This is a genomic window from Streptomyces sp. NPDC054841, from assembly GCF_053611045.1.
Genome location: NZ_JBSGZO010000051.1, coordinates 1 through 21551 on the forward strand (window position 1 = coordinate 1; position 21551 = coordinate 21551).

Genomic DNA, 21551 nt, shown 5'->3' on the forward strand with positions numbered 1-21551 from the left:
GAGCCAAGCGCTCCGCGGCCGTCCGCCGTTATTCATTCAGGAGGCCGGCGGCGGGGCGTCGTCGTCCTTCGGTGTGCCGTGGTCCTTGTGGGCGAGGCGGTCCAGGGCCCCCTTGGCCTTCTCGGTGCCCGACCCGATCTTGTCGCTGTACTTGCCCTTGGTCCGCTGGTCGACCGTCCGCGCGGCCTTGTCCAGACCGTGCTCGATCTTGCCCCCGTGCTGATGCGCCAGATCGGAGACCTTCTCCTTGGCAGGGGCGAGCTTGGCCTTCAGCGTGTCCAGGATGCTCATGGGTCACCTCGCTCGTACGGATCTAGTGACGGGCGCCCTCGCCGGCCTCGTTGTCCGCGGCCTCGTCGGCGGACTGCTGCTTGGGAATCTCGACACTCTCCGCGCCGGACGCGCCGGACGTGCCGCACGTGCCGGCGGGCTCCCCCGTCTCCGACTCGGCCTTGGCGGCGGCGCCGTCAATGGCCTCCTCCTCAGAGGCATTGGCGGCCTCGGATGCCTTCGAGTCGTCCGCCGCCTCCTCCACCGCCCCTTCGGCGGAACCCTCCGCCCCTTCCGCACCCTCTGCGGAACCCTCCGTGGAATCCGCCGTGGAATCCGCCGTCAGGGTGCCGTCGGGACCCTCGTCGGTTGACGCCTCGGCAGCTCCCTTGCTCTTCCGACGAAACCTTGCAAAAACGCCCATATCAACTCCATAGCGTACTCGTGTGGGCGAAATTCCGCGTTGCCCGGAGCGTCCCACTGCGCCGCCCCCGGGGGCCGGTTCGAAAACCGGCGGCCGGAACCTCGCAACAGGCAACGACCCCACTGGTGTGCCGTCACGTAGCTCGTTCGGGGACACCTGTGACGTTTGCGAGACTGGGGCGGTGAGAAGCGCAGCTCCCGCACCGCGGGTCATCGCCGTCGTCGGCCCCACCGCGGCCGGAAAGTCCGATCTGGGCGTCCATCTCGCCCAGCAGCTCGGCGGCGAGGTCGTCAACGCCGACTCGATGCAGCTCTACCGCGGGATGGACATCGGCACCGCCAAGCTGACACCGGGGGAGCGCGGCGGGATCCCGCACCACCTCCTGGACATCTGGGACGTCACGCAGACGGCGAGCGTCGCCGAGTACCAGCGGCTTGCCCGCGCGGAGATCGACAAACTGCTCGCCGAGGGTCGTACACCGGTCCTCGTCGGCGGCTCCGGGCTGTACGTACGGGGAGCGATCGACGCCCTCGAATTCCCCGGCACCGACCCCGAGGTGCGTGCCCGGCTGGAGGCGGAGCTGGCGGAGCGCGGATCCGGTGTGCTGCACGCCCGGCTGGCCACCGCCGACCCGGACGCCGCGCGGGCGATCCTGCCCAGCAACGGACGCCGCATCGTCCGTGCGCTGGAGGTCATCGAGATCACCGGCAAGCCCTTCACCGCCAACCTTCCCGGCCACGAGGCCGTGTACGACACCGTCCAGATCGGCGTCGACGTCGAGCGCCCCGAGCTCGACGAGCGCATCACCCTGCGGGTGGACCGTATGTGGGAGGCGGGGCTCGTCGACGAGGTGCGGACCCTGGAGGCGCAGGGACTGCGCGAAGGGCGCACGGCGTCCCGCGCGCTCGGCTACCAGCAGGTGCTCGCCGTGCTCGCGGGGGAGTGCACGGAGGACGAGGCGCGCGCCGAGACCGCGCGCGCCACCAAACGCTTCGCGCGCCGCCAGGACTCATGGTTTCGCCGCGACCCGCGCGTTCACTGGCTGAGCGGTGCCGTTGCGGACCGCGCGGAACTCCCGCACCGTGCCATCGCGTTGGTCGAACGAGCGGTCACAGCCTGATCACGTGATGGCATCGGGACGTCTTGTACGTCATTCCGGCGCCCGGGGCCGTGCCATCATCGAGCATCGATCGACAAGTGGAGTCCGAGTTGGGAGGGCGCGTGGCGATGGAGGCCGGCCCTCGCGACAGAGAACAGGGAGCACGGGAAGACGTGCCCCGTCTCAGTCCCGACGGCCCTGACGACACCCAGGACGTGCTCCAGGACGACCCCGGGGCCGGGGTGGAGGTGGAGGTCGAGCTGCGCCCGCAGCGCAGGCTGCGGATCTGGCAGCTCGCTCCCATCGTGGGGCTCGCCGCGGTCGGCTCGCTCATGTTCGCCTTCCCCCTCGCCTTCGGCTCCGGGGACGGTGGCGCGGTCGTCGCCATGCTCGGACTGCTGATCAGCTGCTGCGCCGCGGGCTGGGGCATGATGGCCGCCCGCCGGGTCGGTCACACCTGGCCCGGTCTGCCCGAGCGCAGCTCCGGCGAGCGCCCCGACTGGCGCATGATCGCCCTCTACGTCATCATCGCCGCCGCGCTCGTCGCCCTCGCCGTGTGGCGGGTGGCCCGGCTCCGCTGAGTGTCGGCGCCGCCCCGTACGATGGTGCGGTGACCATGTCCAAGAGCTCGCCGATCGCCTTCCTCAAGGGCCATGGGACCGAGAACGACTTCGTGATCGTCCCGGACCCGGACAACGTGATCGAGCTGCCCGCGTCCGTCGTCGCCAGGCTCTGCGACCGCCGCGCGGGCATCGGCGGTGACGGCCTGCTGCACGTCGTGCGCTCCGCCGCGCACCCCGAGGCGCGCTCGCAGGCCGGCGAGGCCGAATGGTTCATGGACTACCGCAACGCGGACGGCTCGATCGCCGAGATGTGCGGAAACGGCGTGCGGGTCTTCGCCCACTATCTGCAGCGTGCGGGCCTTGTCGACACGGGCGATCTGGCGGTCGCCACGCGCGGTGGCGTCAAGCGGGTGCACATCGACAAGGAGGGCGACATCACGGTCGCCATGGGCCGCGCAGTCCTCCCGGAGGACGGCGTCACGGTCACCGTCGACGGCCGCAGCTGGCCCGCCCGGAACGTGAACATGGGCAATCCTCACGCCGTCGCCTTCGTCGAGGATCTGGACCACGCGGGAGACCTGTACTCCGCCCCGCCCTTCTCGCCCGCCGGCGTCTACCCCGAAGGGGTGAATGTCGAGTTCGTCATCGACCGCGGTCCGCGCCATGTGGCCATGCGTGTGCACGAGCGCGGCTCGGGCGAGACCCGCTCGTGCGGGACCGGCGCCTGCGCCGTCGCCGTGGCGGCCGCGCGCCGGGACGGTGCCGACCCGGCCGTCACCGGGGACCCGGTGACGTACACGGTGGACCTTCCAGGCGGGCGCCTGGTGATCACGGAGCACCCCGACGGCGCGATCGAGATGACCGGCCCCGCCGTGATCGTCGCCGAGGGCCACATCGATCCCGCCTGGCTCGCGACGTCCTCTCCGTCACGGAGCGAAACGGCCGACGCCTGAGTGTTCGCTCGAATGGGTGATCCCTTTCACGCTGAGCGAGAGGCGGACTCCGCCACGTGGTGGGCTCGGTAGCATCAAGCACCGGCCGGGAGGGCATGCCTGCCTTTCCCACCGCCGGTCGACGCTGCCGGAGGTGCCCCATGAGTGCAGAGGCCACCAACCCTGGTGCTCCCAGCCGACGGCGCGGCCGCCCCAAGCTCGACCTCCGTCGGCTGGGCAGGGCCGCGCTTCTCGGTCCCACCGCCCGGGACCGGCTGCCCGATGCGATCGGCCATGTCGCTGAGGCGCACCGCGCCCACCATCCGGACGTTGATCTGGCCATCCTGCACAGGGCGTACGTACTGGCCGAGTCGTCGCACCGCGGCCAGTTCCGCAAGAGCGGCGAGCCGTACATCACGCATCCGCTCGCCGTGACCCTGATCCTCGCCGAACTCGGTGCGGAGAGCACGACCTTGACCGCGGCCCTGCTCCACGACACCGTCGAGGACACCGACCTGACGCTGGACCAGGTACGTGCGGAGTTCGGCGCGGAGGTCTGCTACCTCGTCGACGGCGTCACCAAGCTGGAGAAGGTCGACTACGGCGCGGCGGCCGAGCCCGAGACCTTCCGCAAAATGCTCGTCGCCACCGGCAACGACGTACGGGTCATGTCGATCAAGCTCGCCGACCGGCTGCACAATATGCGCACGCTCGGCGTGATGCGTCCGGAGAAGCAGGCTCGCATCGCCAAGGTCACACGGGACGTGCTGATCCCGCTCGCCGAGCGGCTCGGGGTCCAGGCCCTCAAGACCGAGCTGGAGGACCTGGTCTTCGCGATCCTCCACCCCGACGAGTACGAACGCACCCGGGCACTCATCGCGGACAACGCCGACGCGGCGGACGCTCTGGCCGCCATTGCCGAGGACGTCAGGACCGTGCTGCGCGACGCGGACATCCAGGCCGAAGTCCTCATCCGGCCCCGCCACTTCGTCTCCGTCCACCGCGTGCGGCTCAAGCGCGGCGAGCTGCGCGGGACTGACTTCGGGCGGCTCCTCGTCCTCGTCGGCGAGGACGCCGACTGCTATGCGGTCCTCGGCGAACTGCACACCTGCTTCACCCCGTTGATCTCGGAGTTCAAGGACTTCATCGCCGCGCCCAAGTTCAACCTGTACCAGTCGCTGCACACGGCGGTCGCCGGCTCCGAAGGAGCTGTCGCCGAAGTCCTCATCCGTACCCACCAGATGCACCGCGTCGCGGAGGCCGGCGTCATCGCCCTCGGCAACCCGTACGCACTGGGCAATCCGCAGCCGCTGGCCGACGGGCCCGAGGCGGCCGACCCGGCCGATCGGCCCGATGCGTCCGACGCGGCCGACGGCGAGCGCGCCGACCCCACCAGGCCCGGCTGGCTCTCCAGGCTCCTGGAGTGGCAGGAGTCCGCCCCCGACCCCGACACCTTCTGGACCTCCCTTCGTGCCGAACTCGCCGCGGACCGCGAGATCACCGTCTTCCGGGCCGACGGAGGCACGCTCGGACTGCCCGCCGGGGCGAGCTGCGTGGACGCGGCATACGCGCAGTACGGCGAGGAGGCGCACGCGTGCATCGGGGCACGCGTCAACGGCCGGCTCGCCACGCTCAGCACCCAGCTCAACGACGGCGACACGGTCCAGCTGCTGCTCGCCCAGGACGCCGCCTCGGGGCCCTCGCCCGACTGGCTGGACCACGCCCGCACGCCCGCCGCGCGGATCGCGATCACCTCCTGGCTCACCGAGCATCCCGAGGGGGCGAAGCCCCCCGCCGCTGCCCCGCGTGCGCCCGTCGCCTTCACCGCGGGCCGGCCCGTGGTCACTAACGCCGTGGCCGAGCTGCTCGGCCTCCCCGGGGCGACCGCCCGCCTCGCCGGCTGTTGCACCCCCGTACCGCGGGACGCGGTCGTGGGCTTCGCGGTCCGCGGCGGCGCCGTCACCGTGCACCGCGAGGAGTGTCCCGCCGTGGCCCGGATGCGCGCCCTGGGGCGCGCGCCGGTGGGTGTGCGCTGGGGCGACGCCGCCGAATGCCGTGTCACGCTTGTCGCCGAGTCTTTCGGCCGGCCCCGTCTGCTCGCGGATCTCACCGACGTCATCGCGACGGCCGGTGCCGCGATCGTCTCCGCCATCGTCGAACCGCCGAGCGAGCAGCGCGTACGCCATACCTACACGCTCCAGCTTCCGGACGCCGCCGGACTTCCCGCTCTTATGCGGGCGATGCGCGACGTGGCCGGGGTGTACGACGTGAGCCGGGCCCAGCATCCGACGACAACCACCTGATCCCCGACGTCCCCTCCGCCTCTTTCTGCCCTTTCCGCCCCCGACTCGTCGTACCGCCGGACGCCGTTCGAGTGGGCGCGGAGCGAGCCGTCACGGTCCGCGATGGCCGCGCTGGTAGCGGTGGTGCATGCTGCTCACCTCTCGACGCCTGCGGGCCGCCCTGCTCGCCGCTGCCTCGGCCACTCTGGTCGCCGCCGCCCTCCCCGCGCCCGAGCCGCTCGGCATCGGCGACCCGCTCTTCCCCCACCTGGGCAATCCCGGGTACGACGTCCTCACGTACGACATCGCCTTCACCTACAGCGGCTCGAACACCAAGCCGCTGGAAGCCGTCACCAAGATCGGCGCGAGGGCGACCGAGTCCTTGGAGCGGATCAACCTCGACTTCACCCGCGGAACCGTGCGGAAAGTCGACGTGAACGGCAGCAGCGCCGAATTCTCGACCAGCGGCGAGGACCTGGTCATCACGCCCGAGCGCGCCGTCGCTCCGGGCGAGCCGCTGAGCATCACCGTCAGCCACACCAGCGACCCGAACGGCAAGGGCGACGGCGGCTGGGTGCGTACCGCCGACGGTCTGGTGATGGCCAACCAGGCCGACGCCGCCCACCGGGTCTTCCCCTGCAACGACCACCCGGCCGACAAGGCCCTCTTCACCTTCCGGATCACCGCCCCCTCGGAGCTGACGGCCGTGGCCAACGGGCTCCCGGTGGCGAAGGCCCCGACCGATCGGACCACAACCTGGCTGTACCGCAGCCGGCACCCCATGGCGACCGAACTGGCCCAGGTCAGCATCGGCAAGTCCGCGGTGATCCACCGCCAGGGACCGCACGGACTGCCCGTACGGGACGTCGTGCCGACGGCCGAGCGCACGTTCCTCGAACCCTGGCTCAAGAAGACTCCGGGACAGATCAAATGGATGGAGAGCAAGGTCGGGCGCTATCCGTTCGAGACGTACGGGCTGCTGATCGCGGATGCCGGCACCGGGTTCGAGCTGGAGACCCAGACGCTCTCGCTCTTCGAGCGGTCGTTCTTCACCCGCCCCGAATTCCCCAAGTGGTACGTCGACTCGATCATGGTGCATGAGCTGGCCCACCAGTGGTTCGGGAACAGCGTCTCGCCGCGCGGCTGGTCGGACCTCTGGCTCAACGAGGGACACGCCAGCTGGTACGAGGCGCTGTACGCGGAGGAACACGCCAAGCAGTCCGTGGAGAAACGCATGCGTGAGGCGTACACGCAGTCGGACGGCTGGCGCGCGGCGGGCGGCCCGCCGGCCGCCCCGAAGCTCGGGACCCCCGGCCAGCAGCTCGGGCTGTTCCGGCCGGTCGTGTACGACGGCAGCGCCCTGGTCCTGTACGCGCTGCGACAGGAGATCGGGAAGGACGCCTTCGCGGTGCTGGAGCGGGCGTGGGTGGCCGAGCACAAGGACGGGACGGCGAGCACGGCCGACTTCGCCGGTCTCGCGTCCCGTGTCTCCGGCCGTGATCTTTCCGCGTTCTTCAAGGCCTGGCTGTACGCGGAGAAGACCCCGAAGATGCCCGGTCACCCGCAGTGGCGCAGCAAGGCTCCCGCCGCGAAGCGCGGGTAAACCGGGGTGACGGCCGTGGCGACGCCGTGCGACCATCGACACGTCGGCGACGCCGCCGGGCCGGACCTCTTCGGACCTCCGGGAATCTTCCGGCACCGTTACGCGTTGTAACCGGCGTACCGTACGTTCCGTACCGTGCTTCCATCGACGTAAGGATCCAATGACCTCCTCTTCATCCACTTCCCAGGACGCGCAGAGCTTCGCGGACAGCAACCGCACCGAGAGCCTTCGGGCCGATGCCCTGATGGAAGAGGACGTCGCCTGGAGCTACGAGATCGACGGAGATCGGGACGGCGATCAGTTCGACCGCTCCGAGCGGGCGGCGCTGCGGCGTGTCGCGGGACTCTCCACCGAGCTCGAGGACGTCACCGAGGTCGAGTACCGGCAGCTCCGACTGGAGCGCGTGGTGCTCGCCGGTGTCTGGACTTCGGGGACCGTGCAGGACGCGGAGAATTCGCTCGCGGAGCTGGCCGCGCTCGCCGAGACGGCGGGTGCCCTCGTGCTCGACGGCGTCATCCAGCGACGCGACAAGCCGGACCCGGCCACGTACATCGGCTCGGGCAAGGCGAGCGAGCTGCGCGACATCGTGCTCGAGACCGGAGCCGACACCGTCGTCTGCGACGGTGAGCTGAGCCCGGGCCAGCTGATCCACCTCGAGGACGTCGTCAAGGTCAAGGTGGTCGACCGCACCGCCCTGATCCTCGACATCTTCGCGCAGCACGCCAAGTCCCGAGAGGGCAAGGCGCAGGTCGCGCTCGCACAGATGCAGTACATGCTGCCCCGGCTGCGGGGCTGGGGTCAGTCGCTGTCCCGGCAGATGGGCGGCGGCGGCGGTGGTGGCATGGCCACCCGTGGCCCCGGTGAGACCAAGATCGAGACGGACCGGCGTCGGATCCGCGAGAAGATGGCGAAGATGCGCCGGGAGATCGCGGACATGAAGACGGGCCGCGAGATCAAGCGGCAGGAGCGCCGGCGGAACAAGGTCCCGTCGGTTGCCATCGCCGGATACACCAACGCGGGCAAGTCCTCGCTGCTCAACCGTCTCACCGGCGCCGGTGTCCTGGTGGAGAACGCGCTGTTCGCCACCCTGGACCCGACCGTGCGCCGGGCCGAGACCCCGAGCGGCAGGTTCTACACGCTGGCGGACACCGTCGGATTCGTCCGGCATCTCCCGCACCACCTGGTCGAGGCGTTCCGCTCCACCATGGAGGAGGTCGGCGAGTCCGATCTCATCCTGCATGTGGTGGACGGCTCGCACCCGGCCCCGGAGGAGCAGCTCGCCGCCGTGCGTGAGGTGATCCGCGATGTCGGCGCCGTGGACGTGCCCGAGATCGTCGTGATCAACAAGTCGGACGCGGCCGATCCGCTGGTGCTGCAGCGCCTGATGCGCATCGAGCGTCACGCGATCGCGGTGTCGGCCCGTACGGGCGCCGGCATGGACGAGCTGCTCGCGCTGATCGATGCCGAACTGCCGCGACCCGAGGTCGAGATCGAGGCCCTCCTGCCGTACACGCAGGGAGCGCTCGTCTCGCGGGTGCACGCCGACGGCGAGGTGCTCTCCGAGGAGCACACCTCCGAGGGCACGCTCCTCAAGGCGCGCGTCCATGAGGAACTGGCCGCGGCACTCGGGCCGTACGTTCCGGCGACGCACTGATGGCAACGAGCTGATGGCCACGCGCTGACCCGCGCGGCGGACAGCGGTTCCGTACAGAGGCCGAAGGCCCGTACCTCCACTCGGAGGGACGGGCCTTCGGTCGTTCGGAGCGCGGACAGAATTCCTGTCCCGCGAGATTACTGTCCCGCGAACCTGTCACTCGTCGTCGTGTAGATCTCCCGAGCACCCTCGCCCAGCCGCGGACCGGCCAGCCAGCTGGCCGTCGTCGCCGGGCCGATGGAGGTGTTGGAGACCAGCGCCAGCTTGCCGTTCGGCTGCTCGGCGAACCAGCCACCGCCGGACGAACCACCGGTCATGGTGCAGCCGATGCGCCACATCGTCGGCGTACCGGGGCTGAAGGACAGCCGGCCGGGGCGGTCGACGCACTTGTGCATGATCAGGCCGTTGAACGGCGCCTCCGCCGGATAGCCCCAGGCGCCCATCGCGGCGATGCCCCCCGCCTCGGGGGCATCGAAGTTGACGTCGAGGGCGACTCCCACGGTCTCCTCGAGGGACTTGGTGCCCTTCTCCGGCTTCACGTGCATCACGGCGTAGTCGTACGGGGCACCCTCGCCGTTGGTCGGGTCGCCCTGGGAGATCCACTCACCGGAGGTCGAGACCCAGTCGGCCCAGTAGACGCCGTACGGGGCGATCTCCTGAGGCTGCGCGTTCTCCATCTGCGCCGGGGACTTGCCCAGGTCGTTGTAGGCCGGGACGAAAGTGATGTTGCGGTACCAGCCGCCCTCCTTGCCCGCGTGCACACAGTGGCCCGCGGTCCACACCATGTTGGACTTGCCCGGGTTCTTCGGATCCTTCACCACGGTGGCGGAGCAGAACCCAGTCCCCCGGGGCGCGTCGAAGAACACCTTGCCGACCGGTGCGGCGTACTTGTGGTACGGCTTCTTCTCCGGCACGGCCTGGACGGACTCCGGCTCCGGGTCCGTGACGCCCTGGTCGCCCGCGATGTCACCGGCGGCCATCGTCCTCTGCGGAGACTTGGCCTCCTGCATCCGCTCGGGCTTCCACATGCCCTCGATCACCGGGTTGACGAAGTCCTTGGCCTCACGCAGCCACTTGTCCTTGTCCCAGTTCTTCCACTCGCCGTTCTTCCACTTGTCCAGGTCGACACCGTGCTCCTTGAGCTTGTCGGCCAGGTCCGCGGGAAGGGCGGCACCGCCGTTGTCCCCGGCGGAAGCGGATGCGGCGGGTTTGTCGCCCGCGTTGTTCTCGCTGGGGCCGCATGAGGTGGCCGTGAGCGAGAGGGCCGCGGCAAGGCCGGTGGCGGCCAGCAGCGGACGTATGGATCGCATGGAAACGAATCCCCCTGTGTGTAATGCCATGAACGTGTCACGTGCTCGGCACGCGAAAGGGCGGTCTTCCGGTGGACCGCCCGTGGTGTGCCCCTAACTCTAGGCCTGGGCGAACCACGGCAGTTGGCATGGGCCCGCCACCTGCACGGAGTCTCCACGTGCGGCGACGCGGGACGGTGACGGCGAACGCGAAGGGGCCTCCGGACTCGCTCCGAAGGCCCCTTCGCGTACTCCTGGCTCTGCCTCACCGGTCGGGTTTGCGGCCCTGGACCACGGCCACCGGCGGGCAGAAACCGGCTGAAGCAACCGGCACCGGGAACCGCCCTCGGCTTGCGGCCGTGGCTACCGGCCGGCGAACTTCTTGCTGACCGCGTCGTAGATGGCCTTGGCCTCCGCGCCCAGCCGCGGACCGGCCAGCCAGTCGTCACTGGCCGGGCCGATCGACGTGTTCGACACCAGCGCAGGCTTTCCGTCATGGCCCGCAGCGACCCAGCCGCCGCCGGACGAACCAGCGTTCATCGTGCAGCCGATGATGAACATCGTGGGCTGGTCCGCCTTGAGGGACAGCCGGCTCGGCTTGTCCTTGCACTGGAACATCCGCTCGCCGTTGAACGGGGGCGCCCCCGGGAAGCCCGTCAACGTCATGCTGTCGATCTTCGGCGCTGCCGGGGCGTTGAAGTTCACCGGAAGCGCCGAACCGACCGTCTCCTCCAGGGACTTGCCGGTGCCGCCCTTCTCCGGGGTCACGTGTATCACGGCGTAGTCGTACGGGGCACCCTCGCCGTCGGTCGGGCCGCCCTGGGAGATCCACTGCTCGGACGTCTGCGCCCAGTCGCCCCACCACACGCCGTAGGGAGCGATCTCTTCCTTCGAGTCGCTCTTGGTGCTGGTCTTGGCGCTGTTGTTGTACGACGGGACGAAGGTGATGTTGCGGTACCAGCCGCCCTCCTTGCCCGCGTGCACACAGTGGCCCGCGGTCCACACCAGGTTGGACTTGCCCGGGTTGGCCGGATCCTTCACCACGGTGGCGGAGCATTCCCCCGGGCCCTTGGGGGTGTCGAGGAACACCTTCCCGGCCTCGGCCGCGTTGGCGTGGTACGGCGCGCTCACAGCCTGGGCCTTGACCGGCTCCGGCTCCGGGTCGGTGACACCCTGGTCGCCGGAGATGTCCTCTTCCTCGACCGCCTTGTCGGGCTGCTCGGCCTCCCGCATCCGGTCCGGGTCCCAGAGGTCCTCGATGATCGGGTTGACGAAGTCCTTGGCCTCACGCAGCCACTTGTCCTTGTCCCAGTTCTTCCACTCGCCGTTTCGCCACTTGTCCAGGTCGATCCCGTGCTCCTTGAGCCGGTCCTTGAGATCGTCCGGGATCGTTATCTTGCCGTCGGTGCCCTGGCCGGCGACGGGCGCGCTGGGCTTGTCGCCCGCGTTGTCCTCGCTGGAGCCGCAGGCCGTGGCCGTCAGCGCGAGCGCCGCGGCGACCGCGGCCGCCGCGAACACCGGAGAGGTTCTGCGACGGGCGCTCCCCCCACGGCGCGCGGCGAAGGTCGGGCGATTGAGTCGCATGTCGTGATCCCCCTGGGACTTCATGAAATGACCTACGTACTGGATCGAACTGCTTGCACGCATCCGGCGATGCAGCCCGGTGCCGAAGTGCGGCCCCACTATGCCGGTGCCCATGGGGACGGTGTGCGTCAGGGCTGCGGTTCCCCGCCCCAACGATCTTCGGAATGACCGTGATCCCCCGCTTCCGGCGTCGTTGGTACGTACGGGGGACACAAGGTCAGCGTTCAGCCTCGCGGCGCGGCGGGCCAACGCCGTGCCGACGTGCGACGCAACTGTGACAGCAGGAGGACCAAGAGCCGTGGCCGTGACCGAATCTGCCCCGGTGGTGCAGCCCGCCGCGCACGAAGGGATCCTGCGGCGTCAGTCCCTCCGCGAATCCGCAGCGCGGACCTATGCGCGCTCGCTGCCCATCGTTCCCGTACGGGCCCGGGGTCTGACGATCGAGGGAGCGGACGGCCGCCGGTATCTCGACTGTCTGTCAGGCGCCGGGACCCTGGCCCTCGGCCACAACCATCCGGTGGTCCTGGAAGCGATCAGGAAGGTCCTCGATTCGGGTGCGCCGCTGCACGTCCTCGACCTCGCCACCCCGGTCAAGGACGCCTTCACCACCGAGCTGTTCGCCACGCTGCCGCGCCCGCTCGCCGAGAACGCCCGCATCCAGTTCTGCGGACCGGCCGGCACGGATGCGGTCGAAGCCGCCCTCAAACTCGTCCGCTCCGCGACCGGTCGCACCGGACTTCTCGCCTTCACCGGCGCCTACCACGGAATGACCGCGGGAGCCCTCGATGCCTCAGGCGGGGCCACCGACGTCCGTGTGACCCGACTGCCGTACCCGCAGAACTACCGCTGCCCCTTTGGCATCGGTGGGGAGCGCGGTGCCGAACTCGCCGCACGCTGGACCGAGAGCCTCCTGGACGACCCCAAGGGAGGCGTCCCCACTCCGGCCGGCCTCATCGTCGAACCGGTGCAGGGCGAGGGCGGAGTCATCCCGGCGCCCGACAATTGGCTGCGCCGGATGCGCGAGATCACCGCGTCCCGCTCCATCCCGCTGATCGCCGACGAGGTGCAGACCGGAGTCGGCCGCACCGGCGCGTTCTGGGCGGTCGAGCACAGCGGGATCGTCCCCGATGTGATGGTTCTGTCGAAGGCCATCGGCGGCTCCCTCCCTCTTGCTGTCATCGTCTACCGCTCGGATCTTGACGCCTGGGAACCGGGCGCCCACGCCGGTACGTTCCGAGGCAACCAGCTCGCCATGGCCGCCGGCGCGGCCACCCTCGCCTACGTCCGCGAGAACCACCTAGCCGAACGTGCCGCCACCCTCGGCGCCCGCATGCTCAGCCGTCTCCAGGGCCTCGCCACGACCCTCCGTTGCATCGGAGACGTACGCGGCCGTGGGCTCATGATCGGTGTGGAGCTCGTCGATCCCGACATCGGCGATCCGCACGCGGACGCCCCGCCGCCCGACTCCGCCCTCGCCGCCGCGGTGCAGCAGGAATGCCTGCGCCGCGGACTCATCGTCGAACTCGGCGGACGCCACGCGGGTGTTGTCCGCCTTCTCCCTCCACTCACCCTCACCGACGAGCAGGCCACCGCGGTCCTCGACCGCTTCGCCGACGCCCTCGCAGCGGCCGAACGCTCACCCCACCGCCGAAACGGCACCGGACCGTCTCACTGATGCCGGACGACACGCAAGGAAGTCCCCCGTGAACCCCACTTCCGCACCCGACGCCCCCGAGCCCGACGGCCGTCCCACCGCCGCCCACTACAGAGGTCAGAACGGGCCGGGCGCCCCCCTCACGGTCGAACAGGCGACGGTGCCGCGACAGCTGACGGGGTACCCCGGCGAACTGACCGCCCCCACACACGCTCCGTCCCCAGCCATGACCACCGTCCCCACAGCGGCCGCGTCCGGCGACGTGCCCGGAGCTGCGAAGCCCGACCCGATCGACCACCCCGACCCGATCGACCACGCCGAACCGCACGTTGCCGCGGATGCTGCCGCCGCTGAGAACCTGCTCCGCTGCTGGGTCCGGGAGAACGACCTCGCCCGGCCCAACGGGAAAACGCTCCGTATCCCGCTTGCTGCCAGTGGCACCGCGCTGCTCGTCCCCGTCCGCTACTGGTCCGCGGCCGGCTGGCACCGCTTCGGCACGCCGGCCCTGGAAGGCGCACCGGCCGAAGCCCCGGCGGCCGACGCCGTGACGATCGCCGCCCTCCTCACCCGCGAGCCGGGCAGCACGGGGCACGCGCCCGCCCACGCCAAGCCCAGTCACGCCGAGCCTCGTCACGCCGAGCCCAGTCAGGACGATCACGACCCGCGCCGGTCCGACGGAGCCGATCTCGTCGGCAGGGTCGCCGACTCGGTCCGGCGCACAGCCGACTTCATCACCGACCGCCGCAGGCGCCCCGCACCGGACCCGGAAGCCGACCTGTTCCTCACCGCCGAACAGTCACTGCTTCTGGGACATCCGCTCCACCCCACCCCCAAGAGCCGCGAAGGACTGTCGGAGGCCGAGGTCCGTCTCTACTCACCCGAGCTGTACGGCTCCTTTCCCCTCCACTGGATGGCCGTCGACCGGACCGTCCTGGCCACGGAATCGGCCTGGACCGAGGAAGGCCGCGTCCTCCCGGCCGATCAGCTCATTGCTCGTCTCGTCGGCAGCCTTCAACTCCCCTCCACCACAGTGCCGTTGCCGCTCCACCCCTGGCAGGCCCGTGAACTCGGACACCGTCCCGCGGTCGCTGCCCTGATCGACGCCGGGCTCCTCCACGATCTCGGCCCCAGTGGCGACCCATGGCACCCCACCTCATCGGTCCGCACCGTGCACCGGCCCGGCGCGCCCGTCATGCTCAAGCTCTCTCTCGGCGTACGCATCACCAACTCCCGTCGTGAAAACCTCCGCAAGGAACTCCACCGTGGTGTGGAGGTCCACCGTCTGCTCCGCAGTGGCCTGGCCCGGCAATGGCAGACCGCCCATCCCGGATTCGACATCGTCCGCGACCCCGCATGGCTCGCCGTCGACACCCCCGACGGCCGACCCGTGCCAGGACTCGACGTCATGCTCCGGCACAACCCGTTCAGCGCCGGGGACGACGCCGTCTGCATCGCGGGCCTCACCGCGCCCAGGCCCTGGCCCGGCCGTCCGCGTATGCACTCGCGCCTCGCCCAGATCGTGGGCCGACTCGCCACCCTCACCGGCCGGCCCGTCGGCGCGGTCTCCGCAGAGTGGTTCCTGCGCTACCTCGACCAGGTCGTGCGCCCGGTGCTCTGGCTGGACGGCACAGCAGGAGTCGCCCTCGAAGCCCACCAGCAGAACACTCTGGTGATTCTCGACCCCGATGGCTGGCCGGTCGGCGGCCGCTACCGCGACAACCAGGGCTACTACTTCCGCGAGTCCCACCGCGCCGCCCTCGAACGCCGGCTCCCCGGCATCGGCAGCGCCAGTGACACCTTCGTCTCCGACGCCGTCGCGGACGAACGCTTCGCCTACTACCTCGGCATCAACAACGTCCTCGGCCTCATCGGCGCCTTCGGTTCCCAGCGCCTCGCCGACGAGCGCGTCCTCATCGCCGCGTTCCGCCAGTTCCTCACCACGGCCGCCGGACTGGGCTCACCCCTGCCCGCGCAGCTGCTGGAGAACCCCACCCTGCGCTGCAAGGCCAATCTGCTGACCCGGCTCCACGGCCTCGATGAACTGGTCGGCCCGGTCGACACCCAATCCGTCTACGTCACGATCACCAATCCCCTCCACCCCTGAGAGACACACCGACCCTCTGCCCTGCTCCCGGCCCGCTCGGGCCCGACTCCGACCGTCCGAACTGCTGAGAGGAGAGCGCCACCCATGCCTCCCACCGACGCGAGCACCGACACGGGCCCCGGCGGAGGTGCCGAGGACACCCTGGATCTTCGGCTGCCCGACGAACTCATCGCACTGTTCGGACCGGACGAACCAGCCGGAGACCACGTGTCCACGGACAGGGCCTCCACGCCCGCACCCGTCGACCGTGCTGCCGCCAGTTCGGCGTTCCTCGGCGAGGACCTCCTCGATGCCCTCCCCGATTGGGGCGCGGCAACCACCCCCATCGGCTCCCTCCAGCTCGTCCCTGTCCGTATCGAGCGCGACCTCCAGCTGATCAGCCGCTGGATGAACGACCCTGCCGTCGCGGCTTTCTGGGAGCTGTCAGGATCGGAGTCGGTCACCGAAGCCCATCTGCACGCCCAGCTCACCGGCGACGGCCGCAGCGTCCCCTGCCTCGGTGTCCTCGGCGGCGTACCGATGAGCTACTTCGAGATCTACCGAGCCGACCTCGACCCGCTCGCACGCCACTACCCGGCCCGGCCCCACGACACCGGCATCCACCTCCTCATCGGAGGCGTCGCCGACCGCGGCCGCGGCGTCGGCACCACCGTGCTCCGGGCCGTGGCCGACCTCGTACTCGACCACCGTCCCCGCTGTGCACGCGTCGTCGCGGAACCCGACCTGCGCAACACCCCCTCCGTGTCCGCCTTCCTGAGCGCCGGCTTCCGCTTCTCCGCGGAAGTCGACCTTCCCGACAAGCGAGCCGCACTCATGGTCCGAGAGAGAGCGCTGAGCCATGTGCTGTGAACGACCCGCTGACTTACATACACCGCTCGACCCGCATCGGTTCCAATCGAGGAGTCCCCGTGCCGAAGTCCCCTGTCACCCCAGACTCCGACCAGCCCCCCGCCCTGCTCGCACCGGCCGGGCTGAGCTCGGAAACGTGGCACCGGGCAGCTCGCCGCCTCCTCGCCAAGATGATCGGTGAATTCGCCTACGAGGAGATCATCGAGCCCCTCCCGCAGGGCGGCGGCGACCGCTACGCGCTCCGCCTCGACGAAGGCGAGACCGTCACCTTCCGGGCCCGGCGCGGCGCGTACGGAAGCTGGCGCGTCACTCCTGACTCGATCGAAAGCGGTGGAGAGCCCTTCACCGATCCGCTGCGGTTCCTCGTCGACGCCCGCCGCTTCCTCGCACTCGACGGCGCCACGCTCGGCCACCTCGTGCGTGAACTGAACACGACACTGGTCGCCGACTGCAGGCTCGACCACACCGCCCTCTCCGTGGCCCGGCTCGCCGACCTCGACTACGCCGCGCTGGAAGGGCACCAGACCGGCCACCCCTGGCTCGTCCTCAACAAGGGCCGCCTCGGCTTCTCCGCCGGCGACGCCGCGCGCTGGACCCCGGAGGCGCGCACACCCGCCCGCCTTCCCTGGATCGCGGTCAGCACCGGCCTTGCCGCCTACCGCGGAGTTCCCGGGCTCGCGACCCCCGACCGCCTCTACGCCAGCGAACTCGACGCCACCGTCCGTGACACCTTCACCGCCGAGCTCCGCTCCCGCGGCCACGACCCCGGTGGCTATCTCTTTCTCCCCGTGCACCCATGGCAGTGGGACCACGTGCTGCTGTCCCTCTACGCACCCTCCATCGCCCGGGGCGAGATCGTCCCGCTGACCACCGACAGCGATCTCCGGCTGCCCCAGCAGTCCGTCCGTACCTTCCTCAACACCAGCCGCCCCGACCGGCACACCGTCAAGCTCCCACTCTCCGTCCTCAACACACTGGTCTGGCGCGGACTGCCCACCGAGCGCACCCTCGCGGCACCGGCCGTCACCGCGTGGGTCCACAGGCTGCGCGACGCCGACCCCTTCCTGCGCGACGAGTGCGGGGTGATCCTGCAAGGCGAGGTCGCATCCGTCACGGTCGAGCACCCGCACTACGACCGCCTTCCCGAGGTCCCGTACCAGTACAAGGAGCTCCTCGGGGCGATCTGGCGCGAACCGCTGCGGCTGCCGACAGGCGAGCGGGCCCGCACCCTCGCCTCGCTCCTGCACACCGACCCGGACGGGCGCGCGTTCACAGCGGAGCTGGTCCGGCGCTCCGGACTCGCCCCCGCCGCCTGGCTGCAGCACCTCTTCGCCGCGCTGCTGCCGCCCCTGCTGCACTTCCTCTACCGCTACGGCACGGTGTTCTCCCCTCACGGGGAGAACGCCATCGTCGTCTTCGACGACCACGACGTGCCCGTACGGCTCGCGATCAAGGACTTCGTCGACGACGTGAACGTCAGCGCCCAGCCGCTGCCCGAGCATGACACCATGCCCCAGGAGGTACGCGAGATCCTCCTCACCGAGGAACCCGACTTCCTCACCCAGTTCATCCACTCCGGTCTCTTCGTCGGCGTATTCCGCTACCTCGCCCCGCTGTGCGAGGAACAACTCGACGTGCCGGAGGACGTGTTCTGGTCGCTCGTACGGTCGGAGATCCTGCGCCACCAGGCCCGCTTCCCTGAGCTCAAGGACCGTTACGAGATGTTCGACCTGCTCACTCCGCGTATCGAGCGTCTCTGTCTGAACCGCAACCGGCTCCACCTCGACGGCTACCGCGACCGCTCCGAGCGCCCGCACGCCGCGGTCCACGGCACGGTCCTCAATCCGCTGAGCACCAGCTGATGGCCCTGTCCGAACCGGTATGTAATCGTGCTGTCAGTGGGGCCCCGTAGGGTGGACGGTCTATGACGAAGCCATCTCTCCCCGAGCTCCTCCACGCCGCGGTCAGCGCAGTCGGCGGGGTGGAGCGGCCTGGCCAGGTCACCATGGCCGAGTCCGTGGCCGCGGCCATCGACGACGGCTCCCACCTGCTCATCCAGGCCGGCACCGGCACCGGAAAGTCCCTCGGGTATCTGGTGCCCGCCCTGGCCCACGGAGAGCGTGTGGTAGTGGCCACGGCGACGCTCGCGCTGCAGCGCCAGCTCGTGGAGCGCGACCTTCCGCGGACGGTGGATGCGCTGCATCCGCTGCTGCGCCGCCGCCCGGAGTTCGCCATGCTCAAGGGGCGGTCGAACTATCTCTGTCTGCACCGCCTCCATGAGGGCGTCCCGCAGGAAGAGGAGGACGGCCTCTTCGACCCCTTCGAAGCCGCCGCGCCCACCAGCAAGCTGGGCCAGGACCTGCTCCGCATGCGCGACTGGGCGGACGAGACGGAGACCGGCGACCGCGACGACCTCACCCCGGGCGTCTCCGACCGTGCGTGGTCCCAGGTCTCCGTGTCCTCCCGGGAGTGCCTGGGCGCCGGCAAGTGTGCCTATGGCGCGGAGTGCTTCGCCGAGATGGCCAGGGAGCGCGCCAAGCTGTCGGACGTCGTGGTCACGAACCACGCCCTTCTCGCCATCGACGCGATCGAGGGCGCCCCGGTCCTGCCCCAGCACGAAGTGCTGATCGTCGACGAGGCCCATGAGCTCGTCTCCCGGGTCACCGGCGTCGCCACGGGAGAGCTCACCCCCGGCCAGGTCAACCGCGCGGTGCGCCGCGCATCCAAGCTGGTGAACGAGAAGGCCGCCGATCAGCTCCAGACGGCGGCCGAGGGATTCGAGCGGCTCATGGAGCTCGCGCTCCCGGGACGCCTCGAAGAGATCCCCGAAGACCTCGGGTACGCACTGATGGCGTTGCGTGACGCCGCCCGTACGGTCATCTCCGCGCTCGGTTCCACCCGCGACAAGTCCGTCCAGGACGAGGACGCCGTGCGCAAGCAGGCCCTTGCCTCGGTAGAGACCATCCACGACGTCGCCGAGCGGATCACCAACGGCTCCGAGTACGACGTCGTCTGGTACGAACGCCACGACCGCTTCGGGGCTTCCCTGCGGGTCGCACCGCTCTCCGTCTCGGGGCTGCTCCGCGAGAAACTCTTCGCCGACCGGTCGGTGGTTCTGACGTCCGCGACGCTCAGGCTCGGCGGTGACTTCAACGGCGTCGGCGCGTCGCTCGGGCTGGCTCCGGAGGGCACGGAAGGGGAGGACGTGCCTGTGTGGAAGGGCGTCGATGTCGGCTCGCCCTTCGACTACCCGAAGCAGGGCATCCTCTACGTCGCCAAGCATCTGGCCCGCCCCGCGCGCGACGGTGACCGGGACGACATGCTCGGCGAGCTCACCGAGCTGATCCAGGCAGCCGGCGGCCGCACGCTCGGTCTGTTCTCCTCGATGCGGGCCGCTCAGCTTGCGGCCGAGGAGCTGCGCTCCCGCATCCCGGAGTTCCCCATCCTGCTCCAGGGCGAGGAGACACTCGGCGAGCTGATCAAGAACTTTGCGGCTGACCCTCAGACCTGTTTGTTCGGCACGCTGTCGCTCTGGCAGGGCGTCGATGTGCCGGGCGCCAGCTGCCAGCTGGTCGTCATGGACAAGATCCCCTTCCCGCGCCCCGACGACCCACTGATGAGCGCCCGCCAGAAGGCCGTCGAGGACGCCGGGGGCAACGGCTTCATGGCCGTCGCTGCCACGCATGCGGCGCTGCTGATGGCACAGGGCGCGGGCCGTCTCGTACGGGCGACGGGGGACCGAGGTGTGGTCGCCGTACTGGATCAGCGATTGGCCACGGCCCGCTACGGCAGCTATCTGAAGGCGTCACTCCCCGACTTCTGGTACACGACGGACCGTAATCAGGTGCGCCGCTCGCTGGCGGCGATCGATGCCGCCGCAAAGGCCGACGGAAAGTAACAGGGCTCGGGCACGCCGTGGCACAACAGGGCCCCGGGACCGGCGCAGTGGGTCCCGGGGCCCGGTCAGAGCCGACGAGGTGTGCTCACACCCGCCGAAGCACCGCCACCACCTTGCCGAGGATCGTTGCCTCGTCACCAGGGATCGGCTGGTACGCGGCATTGTGGGGGAGCAGCCATACATGGCCGTCCTCCCGCTTGAAACGCTTGACCGTGGCCTCGCCGTCCAGCATCGCGGCGACGATGTCACCGTTCTCCGCGACCGGCTGGCGGCGGACCGTCACCCAGTCCCCGTCGCAGATCGCGGCCTCGATCATCGAGTCGCCGACGACCTTCAGAACGAACAGCTCTCCGTCGCCGACCAGCTGCCGGGGAAGGGGGAAGACGTCCTCGACCGACTCTTCCGCGAGGATCGGTCCACCGGCGGCGATCCGGCCGACCAGCGGCACATACGACGCGGCGGGCTTGCCGGTCGTGTCCGTCGGCTGAGTGCTCGGCTGGTCGGATCCACGCACCTCGTACGCACGCGGCCGGTGCGGGTCCCGGCGCAGGAACCCCTTGCGCTCCAGGGCCATCAGCTGGTGGGCGACGGACGAGGTGCTGGAAAGACCCACCGCCTGGCCGATCTCACGCATCGACGGCGGGTATCCCCTCCGCTGCACGGAGTCGCGGATCACCTCGATGACCCTCCGCTGCCGGTCCGTGAGGCCGGAGCTGTCGGCGCGGATCCCTGGTGGCCGGCCGGGCAGCGAGCGCGCAGGTCGTGAGGGCTCAGCCCCCTCCGGGGGCGTGGCTGCGTCATTCATGGCATGCACCGGCTCGAATCGGTTCTGGGAGCGGTCCTGGGCAGTGATGGTGGCACTGTCTGCGGTGGTGGTCACGTCGGCCCCTCTCGAGATGGTCTCCCTAGCTGGACAACGGTAGTTGCTTTCGAAAGGTTGCGCCAAACACACGTTCGAGTGAAAAATCGCAGATCACCTGACGCGTGTATGTGACTGGGTGTATAGGCAGGCTGCGGTCGGGTCGGCGATCCGGGCCATCACGGTAACCTTCACCGCCGGAGCGCGAAGCCGCGGGGGTGTACCCCCAGTGTGTCATCCAGGGCCCCGGAATCCGGGTAGCCGCGCCTCTCCCGTACCCTCGTGGCCGGCCGGGTGTGCCCGCACCGCGCGACACGCGCTGGGGCGCATCTTGGCGGCCGAACCCCAGATCTAGTGGTTGGATTGTCTCAGCCACCTAGAAGTTGTGGTCCCTGGTCCTTCAAGGCCGTGGCGATCGCCTATGCTTGGGGCTGCCGCGAGGGGGGCCTGATCGCCCCTGTCGGGGCTATTCAGTCGTGCTGTGAAG

General features: G+C 70.0%; 16 protein-coding genes. 11 read left to right on the plus strand and 5 right to left on the minus strand.

Annotated features, from left to right (window positions below; translation table 11 throughout):
• Positions 1-36: 36 nt before the first annotated feature.
• Both ACWGI8_RS10435 and ACWGI8_RS10440 read right to left on the minus strand, forming a co-directional pair.
• Positions 37-291, minus strand: a complete 255-nt coding sequence (locus ACWGI8_RS10435; RefSeq protein ID WP_453659727.1) for an antitoxin — start codon at positions 289-291, stop codon at positions 37-39.
• 22 nt (positions 292-313) lie between these two features.
• Entirely contained in the window at positions 314-694 is a 381-nt protein-coding gene (locus ACWGI8_RS10440) for a hypothetical protein (RefSeq protein WP_453659728.1), read from the minus strand.
• A 181-nt stretch (positions 695-875) separates the two neighbouring features.
• Between ACWGI8_RS10440 and miaA the strand changes: the two genes are divergently transcribed.
• The 6 genes from miaA to hflX all read left to right on the plus strand — a co-directional run bounded on the left by miaA (position 876) and on the right by hflX (position 8827).
• Positions 876-1814, plus strand: a complete 939-nt coding sequence (gene miaA, locus ACWGI8_RS10445; RefSeq protein WP_453659729.1) for a tRNA (adenosine(37)-N6)-dimethylallyltransferase MiaA — start codon at positions 876-878, stop codon at positions 1812-1814.
• Between the two features lie 107 nt (positions 1815-1921).
• The gene (locus tag ACWGI8_RS10450) at positions 1922-2374 is read left to right on the plus strand and encodes a hypothetical protein (protein WP_453659749.1); all 453 of its coding nucleotides are present in this window, start codon (positions 1922-1924) and stop codon (positions 2372-2374) included.
• Positions 2375-2409: 35 nt separating this feature from the next.
• On the plus strand, positions 2410-3309 hold the full coding sequence (gene dapF, locus ACWGI8_RS10455; protein ID WP_453659750.1) for a diaminopimelate epimerase: 900 nt from the start codon (positions 2410-2412) through the stop codon (positions 3307-3309).
• 140 nt (positions 3310-3449) lie between these two features.
• Positions 3450-5591 carry a RelA/SpoT family protein gene (locus ACWGI8_RS10460; RefSeq protein ID WP_453659730.1) on the plus strand — a complete coding sequence of 714 codons (2142 nt, stop codon included), beginning with the start codon at positions 3450-3452 and terminating at the stop codon, positions 5589-5591.
• A 127-nt stretch (positions 5592-5718) separates the two neighbouring features.
• Entirely contained in the window at positions 5719-7173 is a 1455-nt protein-coding gene (locus ACWGI8_RS10465; RefSeq protein WP_453659731.1) for a M1 family metallopeptidase, read from the plus strand.
• Between the two features lie 160 nt (positions 7174-7333).
• Entirely contained in the window at positions 7334-8827 is a 1494-nt protein-coding gene (gene hflX, locus ACWGI8_RS10470) for a GTPase HflX (RefSeq protein ID WP_453659732.1), read from the plus strand.
• A 137-nt stretch (positions 8828-8964) separates the two neighbouring features.
• Here hflX and ACWGI8_RS10475 read toward each other — a convergent pair whose 3' ends face one another.
• Both ACWGI8_RS10475 and ACWGI8_RS10480 read right to left on the minus strand, forming a co-directional pair.
• On the minus strand, positions 8965-10137 hold the full coding sequence (locus tag ACWGI8_RS10475; protein ID WP_453659733.1) for a trypsin-like serine peptidase: 1173 nt from the start codon (positions 10135-10137) through the stop codon (positions 8965-8967).
• A gap of 342 nt (positions 10138-10479) precedes the next feature.
• Positions 10480-11700, minus strand: coding sequence for a trypsin-like serine peptidase (locus ACWGI8_RS10480; RefSeq protein ID WP_453659734.1), 1221 nt, complete (start codon positions 11698-11700; stop codon positions 10480-10482).
• Positions 11701-11998: 298 nt separating this feature from the next.
• Between ACWGI8_RS10480 and ACWGI8_RS10485 the strand changes: the two genes are divergently transcribed.
• From ACWGI8_RS10485 to ACWGI8_RS10505, 5 genes are all read left to right on the plus strand, one after another.
• The gene (locus ACWGI8_RS10485) at positions 11999-13375 is read left to right on the plus strand and encodes a diaminobutyrate--2-oxoglutarate transaminase family protein (protein WP_453659735.1); all 1377 of its coding nucleotides are present in this window, start codon (positions 11999-12001) and stop codon (positions 13373-13375) included.
• 28 nt (positions 13376-13403) lie between these two features.
• Positions 13404-15458 carry an IucA/IucC family protein gene (locus ACWGI8_RS10490; RefSeq protein ID WP_453659736.1) on the plus strand — a complete coding sequence of 685 codons (2055 nt, stop codon included), beginning with the start codon at positions 13404-13406 and terminating at the stop codon, positions 15456-15458.
• Positions 15459-15542: 84 nt separating this feature from the next.
• Positions 15543-16307: a GNAT family N-acetyltransferase gene (locus tag ACWGI8_RS10495; protein WP_453659737.1), complete on the plus strand. Its 765-nt coding sequence runs from the start codon at positions 15543-15545 to the stop codon at positions 16305-16307.
• 59 nt (positions 16308-16366) lie between these two features.
• Positions 16367-18169 (plus strand): IucA/IucC family protein, encoded by a 1803-nt coding sequence (locus ACWGI8_RS10500; RefSeq protein WP_453659738.1) that lies wholly within the window; start codon positions 16367-16369, stop codon positions 18167-18169.
• A 62-nt stretch (positions 18170-18231) separates the two neighbouring features.
• On the plus strand, positions 18232-20205 hold the full coding sequence (locus ACWGI8_RS10505; protein WP_453659739.1) for an ATP-dependent DNA helicase: 1974 nt from the start codon (positions 18232-18234) through the stop codon (positions 20203-20205).
• Between the two features lie 85 nt (positions 20206-20290).
• Here ACWGI8_RS10505 and lexA read toward each other — a convergent pair whose 3' ends face one another.
• Positions 20291-21085 (minus strand): transcriptional repressor LexA, encoded by a 795-nt coding sequence (gene lexA, locus ACWGI8_RS10510; protein ID WP_453659740.1) that lies wholly within the window; start codon positions 21083-21085, stop codon positions 20291-20293.
• Positions 21086-21551: the final 466 nt, after the last annotated feature.